Source organism: Thioalkalivibrio sp. ALgr1, from assembly GCF_000378285.1.
Lineage (GTDB): Bacteria > Pseudomonadota > Gammaproteobacteria > Ectothiorhodospirales > Ectothiorhodospiraceae > Thioalkalivibrio.
This window is the reverse complement of record NZ_KB905137.1, coordinates 12493-29681: the sequence shown is the minus strand read 5'-3', so window position 1 is coordinate 29681 and position 17189 is coordinate 12493. Positions and strand designations below refer to the sequence as shown.

Below are 17189 nucleotides of genomic sequence, written 5' to 3'. Positions count from 1 at the left end.
GGGGTTGGCACCCCAGGTTCCCCGATCCTGCGTTGCGGCCCTTGCCGGTAGAACAACTACCGGCTGCGCACCGCGCCTTGTCTCGGAGAACCTGGGGTGCCAACGCGAGTGTGTACATTCATCAGTGTTTCCCTTAATGAACCCTGCAACCATACCGACCATAAAAGCAAAAGAAAATTGCAGTCAGGGCCTGTCATGGGGCGGCTGCAGCGATGTCAGTTCGAGCCAGCTATCAGCAAAGAATTCAAGACTCTCGACGAAATCCGGGTCGTGTTCCTGGCGGTTGATGGTCAGGTGCAGCATGACCGCCTCCGGCTTCGGCGGATGCCCGGTCGTCAGGGTCCAGGCGAGGGCGTTCGGGCAGCTCGGCAGGGTGAAGCGCACACCGCCATTGATGCACTCGCGCCGGACACGAAACTCGCCCCACAGGCAGTAGACGACGCCGGCATCGGGCCCGGTCTCTTCAACAAGGGCGTCAATGGCGGGGCAAAGCCGGGGCAGGGCCGGTACGGTCAGCTCGGCCTGCAGGGAATCGGCGACAGCTTGCAGGGGCAGGGTGCGAAAGAATTCCACCGGGATTCCTCGTTACGGGATGGTCGGCATGAAGACCGGCTGGCCGTCGATCACGCCGGTGCTCAGTGGCTGGTTGTACAGCCGTTCCAGCGCGGAGGGCACCAGCATGGTTCGGGTGGGGCCCCAGCAGGCCTTGCCGTCGGGGAACATCAGCAGCAGGTGATCGCAGTAACGTACCGCCAGGTTCACGTCGTGCAGCACCAGGATCGCGGCGCGGTCATTCCGGGCGATGCCGCGTATATGGTCCAGCACCGCCACCTGGTGGTGCAGGTCGAGCTGGCTGGTGGGCTCGTCCAGCAGCAGGAGCCGCGGGTTCTGGGTGAGTACGGTGGCGATGGCCAGGCGCTGGCGCTCGCCACCGGACAGGGTATCCACCAGGCGGTGCTCCAGTTCCGCCAGATCCATGCGGGCCAGGGCGGCGCGGGCCTGGGCGTAGTCCTCGGCGGACTCGATGTCCCAGGGCCGCAGGTAGGGGTGGCGGCCGATCAGAGCCGTCTCCAGTACTGTTGCAGGGAAGCCGTCGTGGTGCTTCTGAAACACCAGGCCCAGTTCGCGCGCCAGATGCGCTCGCGAGTATTCAGGGAGCGGGCGGCCTTGCACATGGATCTCTCCGGTGCGGGCCGCGCGCAGCCCGGCCAGGGTATGCAGCAGGGTGCTCTTGCCCGCGCCGTTCGGGCCGAGGATGCCCCAGCACTGTCCCGGGTTGATGGTCAGGTCCAGGGGTGAGCCGCTGGCGCGTTCCGGGATGTCGATGACCAGATCGTGGGTGGCCAGCAGGGTGTCCGGCCCTGGCACCTCGTGCACGCTCTCGGCACCCGGCGCATGGGGGTCGCCGTGACGTTGGGGGTCGGCAGTGTGCGGAGGCATCAGCGGCTCCGGTACAGCAGGAACAGGAATACGGGGACGCCCAGCATCGCGGTGATCACGCCGACGGGCAACTGCTCCGGGGCGATCATCGTACGGGCGAGGGTGTCGGCCAGCGTCAGCAGGATGCCGCCGCCGAGTGCCGAGGCCGGCAGGATCACGCGCTGGTCGTTGCCGAAGATCAGCCGGAGCATGTGCGGCACGATTAGTCCGACGAAGCCCACCGCACCGACCTGCATGACCGCCGTGGCGGTGATCAGTGCCGCCGCGACGTAGATCGTCCATTCCACCGGCCGCACGGCCACGCCCAGTGCGGCCGCCTGCATCGGGCCGCGCGCCAGCACGTTCAGCGTCCGTCCCAGCGGCAGGGCCAGCAACACGACCAGCACCAGCACACCCCAGGCGGGGTAGGGGTTGCGGGCGTGGGAGACATCGCCCATCAGCCAGTACAGCATCCCGGGCAGCTCCGCGGTTGGGCTCACGGCGAGCAGGAAGCTGATCACGGCGCCCCAGCCGGCCGCCACGACCACGCCGGTCAGCAGCAATCGGGTCGGCGTCCAGCTGCCGGTGCCGTGCGCCAGGCCGAACACGATCACCGTGGACAGCAGCGCGCCTGCGAATGCGGCGACCGAGACCGAGAACATCGACAGCCCCGCGAGCATGGCCAGCAGGGCACCCACCGAAGCCCCGCCGGAGAGGCCCAGCACATAGGGATCGGCCAGCGGATTGCGCAGCAACACCTGCATCAGGGCACCGGCGACGCCCAGCAGCCCGCCGGCGGCGAATGCGGCCAGGGCGCGTGGCAGGCGCAGTTCCAGTACCAGCGTGTTGTGCAGGCGGCTCCCTTCGCCCTGAATCACCGCGAGCAGGTCGCCGGGAGCAATGGCGACGCTGCCATAGGCCAGCGCGATCAGGATCGCAAGCAGCGACGCCGGGAGCAGGACCCCCGTGGCGAGGAGGAAGGAGCGCGTCACGGCTGGTCAGTCGTCCCGGCGTGAACGGGCCCGTTCCAGCTCTTCGCACATCAGCCGGGTCCCTTCGGCAATCCGCGGGGTGTGACGCTGGAGCAGCGACGGCGGGATAAAGAACAGGTTGTCGCGCTGCACCGCGGTCATGTCCTCCCATTGTTCCCAGGCAATCACCCAGTCCGGCCGGTCTTCGCCCATGCCGCCGCCGATGATTACCTCCGGATCGGCCTCGATCACGGCCTCGCGGTCCATGCGCGGCACCAGGCGGTCCAGGTGACCGAACACGTTCTTGCCCCCGCACAGGCGGATGGCCTCGCCGATCAGGTGATCGTCGTTGACCGTCATCAGGGGCTGTTCCCACACCTGGTAGAACAGCGGGATCGGGTCGCGGTCGGCATAGTCGAGCCGCAGCGTCTCGATCTCGTCGAGAAAGGCCTGCACCGCCTCCTCGCCGCGTTCCTCGGTACCGGCCAGCTGCGCCATGCGACGCATGCTGGAGGCCACGCCCTCGAAACTGCGCGGTTCCGAGACATAGACGTTCAGCCCCAGATCGCGCAGGCGCTCGATCTGCGAGCTGGAGTTGCCACTGCGCCAGGCGACCACCAGGTCCGGGTCCATCTCGACCACGCGTTCCAGGTCGATGCGGCTGTAGCCACCGACTCGCGGGATCATCTCCGCCTCCGGCGGGAAGTCGCTGTGCTGCGTGACGCCGACCAGCTGCTCTCCGGCGCCGACGGCGAACAGGACTTCCGTGATGTGCGGGGCCAGGCTGACGATACGTTCGGCGGGCCGGTCGAGCGTGACCTCGCGATCGTCATCGTCGGTCACCGTGACCGGTTCGGCCAGTGTCGGCCCCGCGCACAGGAGTAGCGCGGCAAGGGCCGTTAACTGGCGTTTGAGGGAAGTGAAAGTCATTAAAAATCCGACTGTTGTGGATTGTTCATAACGTAAACAATACCGTGTTTTCGGGGCGCCGCACGGGCAGCGAAAGCGCCTCATCATAGCAGCAAGGGCAAGATGGTTTGGTGCCCAAATTGGTCGGGGGCACCCTGAGCGCGTATCATGCTCCGCTTTCGTCAGGTGCCTGCAGTTGGCAGGTGAAACGGGAAGCTGGTGCAAGTCCGGCGCTGCCCCCGCAACGGTAAGCGAGCGGTAAATCGCTCGGCAGACTGGCCACTGGGTCCTGTGCCCGGGAAGGCGTCTGCCGGTCGGCATCCTCCGACGCTCGCAAGCCCGGAGACCGGCCTGGCGGTGATTCATCCTGCGACCGTGCGGCGGGCAACGGTCGAGGGCGCAGGTGCGTTCCTAAAAGCCTGTTCCTTCGTGTCTTCGCCGCGCCGTCGCCTCGACGGAACCTCATGACGGCCCCAGCTCCCAACCAGTCAGAAGAGAATCCGAACGCGTTCGCCTCGGCGGAGCGCGCAGCGGTCTATCGCGTGATCGGCGAGCGCCGGGACATGCGGCATTTCCGCCCGGACCCGGTGGACCCCGATACCCTGCGGCGCCTGCTGGAGGCCGCGCACCAGGCGCCCAGCGTGGGCTACATGCAGCCCTGGCGCTTTCTGCGGGTGACCGACGCGCGGCTGCGCGATGCGTTGCACGGGCATGTGGCGGCGGAGCAGACACGCACGGCCGAGGCCTGCGGCGAGCGTGCCGCCGAGGTGCACCGGCTGAAGCTCGAAGGTATCCGCGATGCCGGCGAGCTGCTGGTGGTCGCGTTGACCGATGGGCGCGAGCGCTACGTGCTGGGTCGGCGCACCATCCCGGAGATGGACCTGTGCTCCGCCGCGTGTGCGATCCAGAACCTGTGGCTCGCGGCCCGGGCCGAGGGCCTGGGCATGGGCTGGGTGTCGCTGTTCGACCCGGACTGGCTGGCCGGCGAGCTGGGGATGCCGGAAGGGGCGTGGCCGATCGCGATCCTTTGTCTGGGTCATGTGGATGCGTTCTACGAGCGGCCGATGCTGGAAACCGAGGGCTGGGATCAGCGACGGTCGCTGGACGAACTGGTGTTCGAGAATCGCTGGGGCAGCCGTACCGACGCACCCGGCGGTTCCTCAGCGAGTGGATGACCCGATGCTGATCGCGTTCCTCACGCTGCTTGGTGCGCTGGTGCTGGATCGCCTGATCGGCGATCCGCGCCGCTGGCACCCGCTGGCCGGGTTCGGGCTGCTGGTCCAGCGCCTGGAGGCTCGGTTCTACCGCGATGGTCGGGCCCGCGGCGCGCTGCTGCTGGCCGTCCTGGTGGTGCCCTTTGTGCTGCTGACGGTCTGGTTGCAGCAGCTCCTGCCGGTCTGGCTGGTAGGGCTGCTGGTACTGGCGTTGGCGCTGGGCTGGCGCAGCCTCGACGAGCACGCCGAGCGCGTGGCCCGGGCGCTGGAGGCCGGCGATCTGGGCCAGGCGCGGCAGCAGGTGCAGATGCTGGTCAGCCGCGACAGCGAGGCCCTGGATGTGGCCGGGGTCAGCGGCGCGGCGGTGGAGTCGGTACTGGAGAACGGCAACGATGCCTTGTTCGGCACCATTTTCTGGTTCCTGGTGGCCGGTGCGCCGGGGGTGGTGCTGTATCGCCTGGTGAATACGCTGGATGCGATGTGGGGCTACCGCAATGCGCGTTACACGCGCTTTGGCTGGACCGCGGCGCGGCTGGATGACCTGCTGAACTGGATCCCGGCGCGCATGACCGCGCTGGCCTATGCCCTGGCCGGGCGCACTCGCGATGCCCTGCAGTGCTGGGGCGAGCAGGCCGCGGCCTGGAAGAGCCCGAACGCTGGGCCGGTAATGGCCGCTGGGGCGGGCGCACTGGGGCTGGTGCTGGGCGGTGCCAGCCAATATCACGGCGAGCGTCAGTGGCGTCCGCGCCTGGGGATGGGCGCGGCACCGGATGCCGCCGGCATCCGTGCGGCGATGGGGCTGGTGGATCGGGCGCTGGCGCTGTGGATGGGCGTGCTTGTCATCGGGGTGAGCCTTGCGATCTTCTGAGCTGAACAGAGCGCGGCCGGCACCGACCGGGGCCGTGCTAACCCAGGTGCATGGTGGCGGACTGCGCGCAGCTGCCAGGCATTACGGGGTGGCGCCGGAGCAATGGCTGGACCTGTCTACCGGCATCAACCCGCACGGCTATCCGCTGCCCATGCCCCCGGCGGACGTCTGGGCGCGCCTGCCGGAGCCCGACGACGGTCTGGAGGCGGCCGCGGCGCGGTACTACGGCTGCAAAGGGCTGTTGCCCCTGGCGGGCTCGCAGGCGGCCATCCAGCTGCTGCCACAGCTTCGCCCAGCGGCTGCTCGGGTTGGCCTCCTCGCGCCCAGTTACAACGAACACGCGCGGGCCTGGCGCATGGCCGGGCATCGGGTCGAGGCGCTTCCTGCGCTTGGCGACGCGGCGCCGGCCGCGATCGAGGCACGCCTGCCGCAGCTGGATGTGCTGGTACTGGTCAATCCGAACAACCCGACTGGACTGCGCGTGACCGTGGAGACGCTGCTGCGCTGGCATAAGGGGCTTGCGGCACGCGGCGGCTGGCTGGTGGTGGACGAGGCCTTCATGGATACCAGCCCCCGGCACAGCCTGTTGGCGGCCGACCCGGGCACGGACCTGGGCCCGGGGCTGCTGGTGCTGCGGTCGCTGGGCAAGTTCTTCGGTCTGGCCGGGGCGCGGGTCGGATTCCTGGCGGCGGAGCCGGCGCTGCGGGCGGCGCTGGCGGAGCGGCTGGGTCCGTGGGCGCTGTCTGGCCCGGCGCGCTGGGCGGCCACCCGAGCGCTGGAGGATCGCGCCTGGCAGGAGCAGACGCGCGCGAACCTGACCGCGGCGGGTGCGCGGTTGGAAGAGCTGCTGCGGCGGTACGGAATCGCTACCGAAGGTGGCACCGCACTGTTTCGCTGGGGGCGCCGCGATGATGCGGTCGCGGTTCAGGATGCGCTGGCGCGACAGGCAATCCTGGTGCGGCGTTTCGACGACCCCGCCAGCCTGCGTTTCGGGCTGCCGGGCGACGAGGCCCAATGGCACCGCCTGGAACAGGGACTGGAGGCGTTGTGAGCGCGACCACGCTGATGGTGCAGGGGACCACCTCGGATGCCGGCAAGAGCGTGCTGGTGGCCGGGCTGGCGCGGGTGCTGCATCGCCGTCGGCTGTCGGTGGTGCCGTTCAAGCCGCAGAACATGGCGCTGAACAGCGCGGTCACGTTGGACGGCGGCGAGATCGGGCGCGCCCAGGCCCTGCAGGCCGCCGCCTGCGGCCTGGAGCCGCATACCGACATGAATCCGGTGCTGCTCAAGCCCAGCTCCGATCAGGGGGCGCAGGTGATCATCCACGGCCGTCCTGCGGCCGAGCTGGATGCTCGTGCCTACCATGACTACAAGCCCGTCGCCCGCGAGGCCGTGCTGGCCTCGCATCGACGGCTGACCGCGCAGTATGCGCACGTGCTGGTGGAAGGGGCGGGCTCGCCGGCAGAGATCAACCTGCGCGCAGGCGATATTGCCAACATGGGGTTTGCCGAGGCGGTGGACTGTCCGGTGATCCTGGTCGCAGATATCGACCGTGGCGGCGTGTTCGCGCATCTGGTCGGTACGCTGGCGTTGCTGAGCGCGACGGAGCGCGCGCGGGTGCAGGGCTTCGTGATCAACCGCTTTCGCGGCGATATCTCGCTCCTGAAGCCGGGGCTGGACTGGCTGGAGCAGGAGACCGGCAAGCCGGTGCTGGGCGTGATCCCGTATCTGCACGGGCTGTACCTGGATGCCGAGGACGCCCTGCCGCGCGAGGCGGTGCCGGAGAAGCGTGCGGATGCCCTGAAGGTCGTCGTGCCGGCCCTGCCGCGCATCTCTAACCATACCGATTTCGACCCGCTGCGCCTGCACCCGGGTGTGGACCTTCGCTTCGCCGGCCCGGGCGAGTCGCTGCAGCCGGCGGACCTGGTCATCCTTCCGGGGTCCAAGTCCGTGCGCGACGACCTCGCCTGGCTGCGCGAGCAGGGCTGGGAAGACGAGCTGCAGCGCCATGTGCGTTATGGCGGCAAGGTGTTCGGGATCTGTGGCGGCTTCCAGATGCTGGGCCGTGCCGTGCACGACCCCGACGGTGTCGAGGGCCGGCCGGGCTCCACGCCGGGGCTCGGCTGGCTGGACATCGAGACGCATCTAGCACCGGAAAAGCGCCTGGAACGTGTTCACGGGGACCGTGTGCTGGGCCGGGAGGCCCGCGTGGAGGGCTACGAGATCCATGCAGGAGTGACGACCGGCCCCGGACTGGATCACCCGCTACTGGAGCTGCAGCATGGCTCGGACGGCGCGCGCAGCGAGGACGATGCGGTGGCGGGGACCTATGTCCACGGGGTATTCGATACCTCCGCTGCCGCCGAGGCTTTGCTGCACTGGGCTGGCATGCGCAATGGGAAGGAGCACGGCGAAGACCTGGCGACCGCACGCGAGCGCGGCCTGGAACGCCTGGCCGATACCCTGGAGGCGCATCTGGACCTGGGGCGCATCCTTGCCCTGCTGCGGACAGGGAAGACGGAGCCTGTGACATGAAGACGCTGGTGCTCGGCGGCGTGCGTTCCGGCAAGAGTCGGCTGGCGGAGCAGCTGGCCGATGCCAGCGGCCTGCACGTGACCTATGTCGCTACCGCGCGTGCCGACGACGCCGAGATGGCACGCCGCATCGAACGCCACCGCGCCGACCGGCCCGGTGACTGGGACCTGATCGAGGCCGATACCGGCCTGGCCGCCGCGCTGGAAGAGGCCGCAAGGCCAGATGAGTGCCTGCTGGTGGATTGTCTGACGCTGTGGCTGACCCAGCTCCTGTGCACCGAGGACGAGGCCCTGATCGAACGCGAGCGGGAGGCCCTGATCGCCACCGTGCCGCGCCTGCCGGGCACCCTGGTGTTCGTCTCCAACGAGACGGGCATGGGCATTACCCCGATGGACGCGCTGTCCCGCCGCTTCGCCGACGAGGCGGGCTGGCTGCACCAGCGCCTGGCCCCCACGATGGACCGCGTCGTGCTGACCGTCGCCGGCCTTCCTCATGTGCTCAAGGGTGAGCCGCTGGAATGAATAGACCAACGCGCGAAACAGGCACCGTCATTGCGAGGCGCGCAGCGTCGAAGCAATCGGCCCGGGGTGAACTGACGGATTGCCACGTCGCCTTCGGCTCCTCGCAATGACGGGCGTCATTGATGAAGAGTGTTGGTTTCAACATCGGAGGAACACGTGACCGAAGACTGTGACTGGCTGCAGGTGCCGCCGGCGTCCCTGAGTGCCGACGCGCGCCAGGCGGCCGCCGAGCGGCAGGCCCAGCTGACCAAGCCGCCGGGTTCGCTCGGGCGGCTGGAGGCGATCGCCGAGCGCCTGGCCGCCATGCAGGGCGTGGGCCAGCCCACGCTGGAGCGGGTTCATGTCGCGGTGTTCGCCGGCGATCACGGTGTGGTGGCGGAAGGCATTTCGCGTTTCCCGCAGGCCGTGACCGCGCAGATGGTCGCGAACTTCGCGAACGGCGGCGCTGCAATCTCGGTGCTGGCGCGGTACCTGGGCGCGTCCATCGAGGTGATCAACCTCGGTACCGTGGCCCAGCCTCCGGCCGTCAGCGGCGTGCAACAGCTGAACCTGGGCCCCGGCACCGCAAACCTGGCCCGCGAACCCGCGATGACGTCGGCGCAGCTGGAACGCGCGCTGAACGCCGGCCGCCAGTGTGCCGAGCGCGCGCGGCGGGGCGGCACACAACTGTTCATCGGTGGCGAGATGGGCATCGGCAACACGACGGCTGCCGCCGCAGTCGCCTGTTCGCTGCTGGGTCTGCCGCCGGTGGACCTGGCCGGGCCTGGCACGGGTCTGGATGCGAATGGCGTGCGCCACAAGGCCGAGGTGATCGAGCAGGCCCTGCGCACCCACGCCGCGGTGCGCGGCGAGGCACTGGGCAGCCTGCGTTGTCTGGGGGGCTTCGAGATTGCGGGGCTGGCCGGCGCTTACATCGCCGCGGCGCAGATCGGGCTGCCGGTGCTGGTGGATGGTTTCATCAGCACCTCGGCGGCGCTGGTGGCCGAACGGCTGTGCCCGGGCACGGCAGACTGGTTCTTCTACGCCCACAGCTCGGCGGAGCCGGGGCACCGGCGACTGCTGGAATCGCTGGCGGCCGAGCCGCTGCTGGATCTCGGCATGCGCCTGGGCGAGGGCAGTGGGGCGGCCACGGCCGTGCCCCTGCTGCGCCTGGCCTGCGAGCTTCACGCCGGCATGGCGACCTTCGCCGAGGCTGGCGTGTCGGGCGATACCCCATGACCAAATCGGTCCGTATCGGTCTGCTGCGCCACGGCGAGACGACGGGTGCCGGCTTTCGCGGGCGCGGCTGCGATGATCCGCTGACCCCGGAAGGCGAGCGGGCGATGCGTGCGGCGTTCGAGTCCTCCGGCGAGTGGGATCGCGTCGTGTGCTCGCCACTGCAGCGCTGTCGACTCCCGGCCGAAGGCTTCGCCCGCGCGGCCGGGCTCCCCGTCCAGTGTGATCCCCGCCTGCAGGAGCTACATTTTGGTGACTGGGAGGGGCAAACAGCCGAGGCCCTGATGCAGACGGACGCCGAGGCGCTGGGTCGGTTCTGGGAAGACCCATTCGGCTACCCTCCACCCAACGGCGAAGACCTCGGAAGCTTCCGCGACCGGGTGCTGGCCGGCTGGGAACAGAGCGTAGTGGCGCCGGGCGGTCGTGTCCTCGTCGTCACCCACGGCGGGGTGATTCGCCTGCTGCGCGCACAACTGGAGGGCTGGCCGTTGGAGAAGCTATTGTCGATCGAAGTGCCGTTGGCCTCTTTGCACGTTGTCGAGCCGGGCCAGCGCGAGGAGATGCCCTCGTGATCAAGCAGAACAAATGTAGGAGGCCAGCCCTCTGGCCGATCGGGAATATGGCAACGCCCCATCGGCCAGGGGGCTGGCCTCCTACAGCAGAAATGGAAGGGGGGGCGCAATGAACTCCGTGTTTGCGCCCTTCTGGCTGGCCTTGCAGTTCCTGACCCGCGTGCCGACGCCGGCACAGGAACCACGGCCCGAGGACCTCGGCCGTTCGGTCCTGGCCTATCCGCTGGTGGGGCTGATCCTGGGTCTGGTTCTGGTGTTGGTGGGGATCGGTCTGTCCGCGATCCCCGGGGCGCCGGTGTTGCTGGTCGCGGCGCTGGTGCTGACATTCTGGGTCGCGCTGACCGGCGCGCTGCACCTGGATGGGCTGGCGGACACGGTGGACGCCTGGGTGGGCGGCCAGCGGCACCCGGAGCGGGCCCAGGCCATCATGAAGGACCCGGCCTGTGGCCCGATGGCGGTCGCGGCGCTGATCCTGATCCTGTTGCTGAAAGGTACGGCGCTAGTGGCGGTGGTCGAGACCGGCGCCTGGGTCGCGCTGCTGCTGGCGGTGCTGCTGGGGCGCGTGGTGCCGCCGGTGCTGTTTCTGACCACGCCCTACGTGAACCCCGTCGGATTGGGCGCGGACATGGCCAGGCACCTTCCACGCAGCGCCGCCATCGGCGTTGTCGCAGTCTCGGCTGCCGTGGTGCTGGTGCTCGGCCTGCTCTCCGGCCTTTGGGGGGTGATTCCGGCTTTGCTCGCCGCCGGGCTGACGCTGTGGGCTGCAACGCGCGTACTGAGACACTGGCTGGGCGGTTTCACCGGCGATACGGCCGGGGCCACGCTGGAGCTGGTAGAGACCCTGACCCTCGTGATTCTGGTGCTGGCACTCGCGGGCTAAAGCCGGGTCGATCAGGCCAGGTTCAAGGCAGGCGCTGTCACGAAAGCGTCACGGGATTGCCACATACTGACCGGATGAGCTCATTTCCCTCCCGTCTGAATCCGGGACTTCTGGTCCTGCGCACGCTGACGAGCCCCCTGCGGGCGGTACTCGAGGTGGCCGAACTGGAGACGGCCCCGCCCTGGTGGCAGACCTTTCTGCGCCTGGCGTTCCCCGTGCTGCTGGTCAGCGTGATCGCCAGCCAGTGGCTGTACCAGGTCATCCCGACCGGGCTGCCGCCGGAGGCGATGCCGGGGGCCTGGGGCTTCGGCGTCTACAGCGTGCTGGCGATGAGCATCGGCGTACTGGGTCTGGCCTGGTCCGCGCACTACCTGACCGAGCTGTTCCAGGGCTACTCCCATCCGGACCGGGCGATGCTGGCGGTGACCATCGGCCTGCTGCCCGCCTGGGTAGGCAAGGTGGCCGCCGCCTTTCCCTGGCCCTGGGGCAACACCGTCGGCCTGCTGCTGATCTTCTACAGCCTGTGGCTGCTCTACTGGTCGCTGCGCGGCATCCTCGGCCTGAAGCGCGGCAACCGCATCGGCCTGTTCGTGGCCACCGTCTTCTGTGGCGCCTTCATCACCCTCATCTTCGGCTGGCTGCTGATGGACCTGATCCCCGGCGCCACCCCAGGGACCCGCATCGGGACTACCTGGCTGATCTGATTCACCCCGTACCTGTAGGAGGCCAGCCCTCTGGCCGATGGGGCGCTGCTAAACCCGAATCGGCCAGAGGGCTGGCCTCCTACAGGGGGCAATCGGGCAACTGGGGGCCGCTTTGGTTTTCGTTGCCCAAGATCCGTATCTCTGAGGGTCCAGGCCGATTGCTGGGTGGTCTTGCTCCTTAGCAATGACGGTAGTAGTGGCTTCGGACCTGACACAGTTTTCTCGCATCACCTGGGTGCGTCAAAGCGGTTGTTCAGGACCACGGGGATGTAGCTGGCCTGTGTCCCCTGTGGCGCTGTGCGGCTTCGTATTGGCCGTGGCTGATGAGTGGTGTGGGCCGAAGCGCTGGGGGCGGTGAGAGGGCAGCGTGGCGGACACGTTCAGGCGGGCGGCAAAATTTTTCCGGGATCGGGTTAAAGGATTCGGTCGAGCGGTCGTTACTGTCCTCGAAGGCGCACGAGTGTTCGCCGAGGAAGCCGACCAAGGTGGTTCGGCATGACGCTACAGGAGCGTAATCATGTCTCAAGTCATCAATACCAATATCCTGTCCCTGAATGCTCAGCGCAATCTGAGCAATTCCCAGGGCGCGCTGGCTCAGAGCCTGGAGCGACTGTCCTCCGGCCTGCGTATCAACAGCGCCAAGGATGACGCCGCCGGTCTGGCGATCTCCGAACGCTTTACCACCCAGATTCGCGGCCTGAACCAGGCCGTGCGCAACGCAAACGACGGCATTTCGTTTGCGCAGACCGCCGAGGGTGCGTTGAGCACCGTGGGCGATGCGCTGCAGCGTATCCGCGAGCTGTCCGTCCAGGCGGCGAACGACTCCAACTCCGCCTCCGACCGCGAAGCCCTGAACAACGAGGCCCAGCAGCTGATCGCCGAGATTGGCCGCGTGGCCAACTCCACCGAGTTCAACGGCGATGCCATCCTGGATGGGGCGCTGCAGGATCTGTTCTTCCAGATAGGCGCGAATCAGGGGCAGAACATTGCCGTTTCTGGCGTGGACTCGCGTACCACCGAACTGGGCCGAGCCATCGCGATGGGTGAAGAAGGCCTGAGCCAGGAACAGATCAATGACGTCGGCATCACCCAGATCAGTAACATTACGATCAATCTGGACGAAGTCGGAGTGCTGGAAGGGCTTGATATCGACATCACAGTTAACCTGAGTGAGGTTACGTCGCTTGAGGATGCCGTCCGCGAGATTAATTCCTCTATCGCCAATTTCACCGGCGATGACGAAGACGTTGCCGCTGTGCGCAATGCGGGTTTGAGTGCGGCACTCGTGACCGACAATGACGGTGAAACGACCATAGCGATCCGCGGTAACTTTGACACGGACTTCGAAGTGGATGGCGGCGAGGTCACTCTTGATGCCGAGGACGGTGACGGCAACGCCATCACCATTGACTTGTTCGACGAAACCGGCTCGGAGGCCAAGAACCTGACGGACGTAGATATCGCGAGCCGCTTTGGCGCAACGGAAGCTCTGGCCATCGTCGACGGGGCTCTGAACCAGGTGAATTCCCTGCGTGCCGATCTGGGCTCCGTCCAGGTGCGCTTCGAGAACACCATCGCGAACCTGCAGGTGTCGTCGGAGAACCTGGAGGCGGCCCGTTCCCGGATCCGCGATGCGGATTTTGCCTCCGAAACGGCCGAGCTGACCCGGGCGCAGATCCTGCAGCAGGCGGGTACCTCGGTGCTGGCCCAGGCGAACGCGACGTCGCAGAACGTGCTGGCCCTGTTGCAGTAAGTTGAACCGGTAAAAGGCCATGAGACGGGCGGGTGGCCAGACGGTCACCCGCCCTTAATGGCGAGGGAAGCAAGATGAGTGATTCAATTGGCAGTATCACTTCATTGGTGTTTCAGCCTGCCCGTCAGGGGCAGGGCGATGCCTCGATGTCGGTTGCCAAAGGGTTGACCGATACTGCGAGTTCTCGGAATGCCAGTTTCGGGGATGTGCCGGCACGCCCCGATGCTCCTGAACGGGGGCTGGATGAGTCGACCCAGTCTGTGGATTTGGGAGAGTCGGAGGGCATGGAGCAAGTGGTGGAGTCGATCAACGCCTATTTGCAATCGTCCAAGCGTGCGCTGGAGTTCAGTGTGGATGATTCCAGCGGCCGGACGGTGATCACGGTCAAGGATGCCGAGCAAGACGAGGTGATCCGGCAGATTCCGCCGGAGGCAGTGGTGGCCCTGATTCGTCATTTCCAGGAACAGCAAGGCCTGGATGGTACGGGGGTCGAGGAACGGGCCTGACTGACCCGGGACATTGTCAACCACAGTGACTTTCGGCCGGGCTTGTCCCGGCTTTTTTCTGTCTGGCGACTTGGGTGTGCACCTGATGCGAGGGCTCGATAGAAGCAGTTGCGGACCCGACAGAGACACAATGACAAGAAAATCGAAAATTTGTGTTAAAGCTCACGGATAGCTTGTCGTTAACGGCCCTGAGAGCGGTTGAATGCCGCCATCGTGATCGCCCGAGGCGGTCTAAAGCTATGCCGTAAGGAGACGTAATCATGTCCCAAGTTATCAACACGAACATCCTGTCCCTGAATGCTCAGCGCAATCTGAGCCAGTCGCAGGGTGCCCTGGGCCAGAGCCTCGAGCGGCTGTCCTCGGGCCTGCGAATCAACAGCGCAAAGGATGATGCCGCCGGTCTGGCCATCTCCGAGCGCTTCAGCACGCAGATCAACGGTCTGAACCAGGCCGTGCGCAACGCCAATGACGGTATCTCGTTCTCGCAGACCGCCGAAGGTGCGCTGAGCACCGTGGGCGATGCGCTGCAGCGTATCCGTGAACTGTCCGTGCAGGCGGCGAACGACTCCAACTCCGCATCTGACCGTGAAGCTCTAAATAATGAGGCTCAGCAGTTGATCTCGGAAATTAGCCGAGTGGCGAACGAGACGGAGTTCAACGGTGACGCCATCCTTGACGGAGCGCTGAACGACATCTTCTTCCAGATCGGAGCCAACCAGGGTCAGAATATCGCGGTGTCAGGGGCAGATGCGCGGGCGACTGAGCTGGGTCGAGCTATTGCGATGGGGGATGCAGATGAAGACCAGAACGGTCTGACGCAGGAACAGCTTAATGACGTGGGTATTGATGAAATAGACGACATCACGATTAATCTCGACTCGGTTGGAGTTCTGGAAGGTCTGGATATCGACATTGAGGTGGCCCTAGCCGAAGACGATAGTGAGGGTGTCGAGGGCGTGACCTCTCTGGAGGATGCGGTCCGAGAAATCAACAGCGCGATTTCCTCTTTTGAAAGCGAGGACGAGGCAGAGGTGGAGGCGGTCCGAGCCGCGGGCCTCAGTGCAGCGTTGGTGACGGACAATAACGGTGAGACGACGATCGCTGTTCGAGGAAATTTCGACACATCCTTCGACGTGGACGGTGGTGAGGTGACCCTCGATGATGCTGATGAAGATGGTAACAACGCTTCGACGGTGGAGCTTTTTTCTGATACGCCCTCTGATGCCAAGAACCTGACGGACGTTGATATTGCGAGCCGATTCGGTGCGACCGAGTCCTTGGCGATCGTGGATGGAGCGCTCGATCAGGTGAACTCCCTGCGAGCCGACCTGGGCTCGGTGCAGGTGCGTTTCGAGAACACCATCGCCAACCTGGAGATCTCCTCGGAGAACCTCGATGCGGCCCGCTCCCGGATCCGGGATGCCGACTTCGCCGAGGAGACCGCGGAGCTGACCCGTGCCCAGATCCTGCAGCAGGCGGGGACCTCCGTACTGTCGCAGGCGAACGCCACGTCGCAGAACGTGCTGGCACTGTTGCAGTAAGCCAAGGATTCCAGTGAGTCCGAACGGCGGGCAGTCGCAAGGCTGTCCGCCTTTTTTGTGGCCAGGGCTGCGGAATTTGCGGATATGGACCAGAATAGAACCGAGTGCCGAACGCCCGTCATCACGATGTGGTCATGCGGGGCTCAAGAAATCGGTTTTCCGGTCGTTATTCTGCATAACGACGTGATCAAGGGCCTGGGTACCCGGGCCGCTAGAGGTAGCATCAGATGGCGATCAGTTCTCTCGGAGTCGGGTCCGGCCTGGACCTCAATCAAATCGTCGGGCAGCTCGTGGCGGCGGAGCGCGAGCCCAAGGAACAGCGCCTGAACCAGCGCGAGGAGCGCATTGACGCGCAGATCTCGGCATTTGGCGAACTGACTAGCAGCGTGGATCAGGTTGGTTCGGTGCTGGGCGATCTTTCCGGTTTCGAACCGGAGCAGTCGGCCAGCGTCAGCGACGAGGGGGTGGCCAATGTGACGGTCACCGGAGATGCCGATAACGGGGACTTCTCGCTGGAGGTCAACCAGCTGGCGCAGTCGCAGATTGTGGCCTCGGCACCGGGCGATTTCGACAGCGCGGATGACGCGGTTGGTGCGGGCGAACTGACGATCCAGGTTGGTTCGGGCGCCGCGGTAACGCTGGACGTCGAGGAAGGGATGACGCTGCGCGATCTGCGCAATGCGATCAACGACTCCGATGCCGGCGTGCGGGCATCCATCGTGAATGACGGTTCCGGGGCCCGCCTGGTTATGGAGGCCAATGAAACAGGCGCCGACAACCAGATCCAGGTGACCGCCGACGGCGATCCGGGTGGCCTGGGCCGCCTGGACAGCAACAATATGGTCGAGACCCGGGCGGCGCAGGATGCCGAAGCCGTGATTAACGGCCTTGCCGTTACCAGCTCTTCGAACACGCTTTCGGACACGATCGAGGGACTGGAGATCGAGTTGACCGGCGTGTCGAACGGGCCGACCACCGTGTCGGTATCCGAAGACCGGGATGAACTCGAGTCCCTGCTGCAGGGCTTCGTGGAGAACTACAACGCATTGATCGGCCGGACGAGCGAGCTGACCGCCTATGACCCGGAAGAGGACGAGGCGGCGATTCTGGCGGGTGACAGCACCGTTCGCGGTGTCCGCAGCCGTCTGGGCAATGCCCTGATCCAGCCGGCCGAGAACAGCGAAGCCAGCAATCGCACGCTAGCGGAGCTCGGAATTGTGAGCAACCGTGACGGCACCCTGAGCTTTGACAGCACCCGTTTCCAGGAGGCGATGGACCGTGACGGTTTCGAGAACGTCTCGGGCACCGTTCGCGAGATTGCCGGAAACATGCGCGAAGTCACCGACAGCTTTACGGGCCGCGATGGCCTGATTCAGGTGCGCCAGGACGGGCTGCAGAGCGACCTCAGCCGGATCGAGCGGCAGCGTGAAGATCTCGATGCCCGAATCGAACGAATGGAGGCGCAGTGGGTGCGCCAGTTTTCGCGGATGGATTCGATGGTCGCCCAGCTGCAGGCCACCGGCGACCAGCTCATGGGGCAACTGGCCAACACGCCACTGGCCAGGAACCAGTCCAGGTAAT

17 protein-coding genes and 1 riboswitch are annotated in these 17189 nt (G+C 66.3%); of the genes, 13 read left to right on the top strand and 4 right to left on the bottom strand.

The features are described from left to right. Positions 1 to 183: 183 nt before the first annotated feature. Genes F466_RS0111980 through F466_RS0111965 form a run of 4 tightly spaced genes read right to left on the bottom strand, consistent with a single transcriptional unit; the run spans position 184 to position 3320 of the window. The gene (locus F466_RS0111980; protein WP_018139647.1) at positions 184 to 573 is read right to left on the bottom strand and encodes a hypothetical protein; all 390 of its coding nucleotides are present in this window, start codon (positions 571 to 573) and stop codon (positions 184 to 186) included. A 12-nt stretch (positions 574 to 585) separates the two neighbouring features. After that, positions 586 to 1440: an ABC transporter ATP-binding protein gene (locus F466_RS0111975; protein ID WP_018994224.1), complete on the bottom strand. Its 855-nt coding sequence runs from the start codon at positions 1438 to 1440 to the stop codon at positions 586 to 588. Next, complete coding sequence (locus F466_RS0111970) at positions 1440 to 2411, bottom strand: iron ABC transporter permease (protein ID WP_018139649.1); 972 nt, start codon at positions 2409 to 2411, stop codon at positions 1440 to 1442. The genes F466_RS0111975 and F466_RS0111970 overlap by 1 nt, the downstream gene beginning before the upstream one ends. Positions 2412 to 2417: 6 nt before the next feature. Continuing rightward, positions 2418 to 3320 (bottom strand): cobalamin-binding protein, encoded by a 903-nt coding sequence (locus F466_RS0111965; protein ID WP_018994223.1) that lies wholly within the window; start codon positions 3318 to 3320, stop codon positions 2418 to 2420. 146 nt (positions 3321 to 3466) lie between these two features. Beyond that, a riboswitch (cobalamin riboswitch) is annotated at positions 3467 to 3669 on the top strand. A gap of 94 nt (positions 3670 to 3763) precedes the next feature. On the opposite strand from F466_RS0111965, the gene bluB reads away from it, so the two are divergent. The 13 genes from bluB (at position 3764) to fliD (ending at position 17188) form a co-directional block, all read left to right on the top strand. Then, positions 3764 to 4474: a 5,6-dimethylbenzimidazole synthase gene (bluB, locus tag F466_RS0111960; protein ID WP_018994222.1), complete on the top strand. Its 711-nt coding sequence runs from the start codon at positions 3764 to 3766 to the stop codon at positions 4472 to 4474. Positions 4475 to 4478: 4 nt separating this feature from the next. Next, complete coding sequence (gene cbiB / locus F466_RS0111955; RefSeq protein ID WP_018139652.1) at positions 4479 to 5381, top strand: adenosylcobinamide-phosphate synthase CbiB; 903 nt, start codon at positions 4479 to 4481, stop codon at positions 5379 to 5381. An 88-nt stretch (positions 5382 to 5469) separates the two neighbouring features. Then, positions 5470 to 6432 (top strand): threonine-phosphate decarboxylase CobD, encoded by a 963-nt coding sequence (cobD, locus tag F466_RS0111950; RefSeq protein ID WP_018139653.1) that lies wholly within the window; start codon positions 5470 to 5472, stop codon positions 6430 to 6432. After that, positions 6429 to 7916, top strand: a complete 1488-nt coding sequence (locus F466_RS0111945) for a cobyric acid synthase (protein ID WP_018994221.1) — start codon at positions 6429 to 6431, stop codon at positions 7914 to 7916. The genes cobD and F466_RS0111945 overlap by 4 nt, the downstream gene beginning before the upstream one ends. Further along, positions 7913 to 8437, top strand: a complete 525-nt coding sequence (gene cobU / locus F466_RS0111940) for a bifunctional adenosylcobinamide kinase/adenosylcobinamide-phosphate guanylyltransferase (protein ID WP_018994220.1) — start codon at positions 7913 to 7915, stop codon at positions 8435 to 8437. Before F466_RS0111945 ends, cobU begins: the two co-directional genes overlap by 4 nt. A 156-nt stretch (positions 8438 to 8593) precedes the next feature. Beyond that, positions 8594 to 9655 carry a nicotinate-nucleotide--dimethylbenzimidazole phosphoribosyltransferase gene (gene cobT / locus F466_RS0111935; RefSeq protein WP_018994219.1) on the top strand — a complete coding sequence of 354 codons (1062 nt, stop codon included), beginning with the start codon at positions 8594 to 8596 and terminating at the stop codon, positions 9653 to 9655. Next, entirely contained in the window at positions 9652 to 10224 is a 573-nt protein-coding gene (locus F466_RS0111930) for a histidine phosphatase family protein (RefSeq protein WP_018139657.1), read from the top strand. Before cobT ends, F466_RS0111930 begins: the two co-directional genes overlap by 4 nt. Positions 10225 to 10333: 109 nt before the next feature. Beyond that, a complete protein-coding gene (cobS, locus tag F466_RS0111925) occupies positions 10334 to 11104 on the top strand; it encodes an adenosylcobinamide-GDP ribazoletransferase (protein ID WP_018994218.1) in 771 nt (256 codons plus the stop codon). Between the two features lie 74 nt (positions 11105 to 11178). Next, positions 11179 to 11808: a YIP1 family protein gene (locus tag F466_RS0111920; RefSeq protein ID WP_018994217.1), complete on the top strand. Its 630-nt coding sequence runs from the start codon at positions 11179 to 11181 to the stop codon at positions 11806 to 11808. Positions 11809 to 12325: 517 nt separating this feature from the next. Continuing rightward, positions 12326 to 13561 carry a flagellin gene (locus tag F466_RS0111915; protein WP_018994216.1) on the top strand — a complete coding sequence of 412 codons (1236 nt, stop codon included), beginning with the start codon at positions 12326 to 12328 and terminating at the stop codon, positions 13559 to 13561. Between the two features lie 74 nt (positions 13562 to 13635). Further along, positions 13636 to 14067: a flagellar protein FlaG gene (locus tag F466_RS13865; RefSeq protein ID WP_369773119.1), complete on the top strand. Its 432-nt coding sequence runs from the start codon at positions 13636 to 13638 to the stop codon at positions 14065 to 14067. Positions 14068 to 14327: 260 nt separating this feature from the next. Further along, positions 14328 to 15608: a flagellin gene (locus F466_RS0111905; RefSeq protein ID WP_018994215.1), complete on the top strand. Its 1281-nt coding sequence runs from the start codon at positions 14328 to 14330 to the stop codon at positions 15606 to 15608. Positions 15609 to 15835: 227 nt separating this feature from the next. Beyond that, positions 15836 to 17188 (top strand): flagellar filament capping protein FliD, encoded by a 1353-nt coding sequence (fliD, locus tag F466_RS0111900; protein WP_018994214.1) that lies wholly within the window; start codon positions 15836 to 15838, stop codon positions 17186 to 17188. The last annotated feature ends 1 nt before the right edge of the window (position 17189 follow it).

Excerpts from the sequence above, each read along its gene's own strand:
- F466_RS0111975 (WP_018994224.1), bottom strand. The coding sequence starts at position 1,440 with ATGCCTCCGCACACTGCCGACCCCCAACGTCACGGCGACCCCCATGCG.
- F466_RS0111965 (WP_018994223.1), bottom strand. The coding sequence starts at position 3,320 with ATGACTTTCACTTCCCTCAAACGCCAGTTAACGGCCCTTGCCGCGCTA.
- bluB (WP_018994222.1), top strand. The coding sequence starts at position 3,764 with ATGACGGCCCCAGCTCCCAACCAGTCAGAAGAGAATCCGAACGCGTTC.
- cbiB (WP_018139652.1), top strand. The coding sequence starts at position 4,479 with ATGCTGATCGCGTTCCTCACGCTGCTTGGTGCGCTGGTGCTGGATCGC.
- cobU (WP_018994220.1), top strand. The coding sequence starts at position 7,913 with ATGAAGACGCTGGTGCTCGGCGGCGTGCGTTCCGGCAAGAGTCGGCTG.
- F466_RS0111930 (WP_018139657.1), top strand. The coding sequence starts at position 9,652 with ATGACCAAATCGGTCCGTATCGGTCTGCTGCGCCACGGCGAGACGACG.
- cobS (WP_018994218.1), top strand. The coding sequence starts at position 10,334 with ATGAACTCCGTGTTTGCGCCCTTCTGGCTGGCCTTGCAGTTCCTGACC.
- F466_RS0111920 (WP_018994217.1), top strand. The coding sequence starts at position 11,179 with ATGAGCTCATTTCCCTCCCGTCTGAATCCGGGACTTCTGGTCCTGCGC.
- F466_RS0111915 (WP_018994216.1), top strand. The coding sequence starts at position 12,326 with ATGTCTCAAGTCATCAATACCAATATCCTGTCCCTGAATGCTCAGCGC.
- F466_RS13865 (WP_369773119.1), top strand. The coding sequence starts at position 13,636 with ATGAGTGATTCAATTGGCAGTATCACTTCATTGGTGTTTCAGCCTGCC.
- F466_RS0111905 (WP_018994215.1), top strand. The coding sequence starts at position 14,328 with ATGTCCCAAGTTATCAACACGAACATCCTGTCCCTGAATGCTCAGCGC.
- fliD (WP_018994214.1), top strand. The coding sequence starts at position 15,836 with ATGGCGATCAGTTCTCTCGGAGTCGGGTCCGGCCTGGACCTCAATCAA.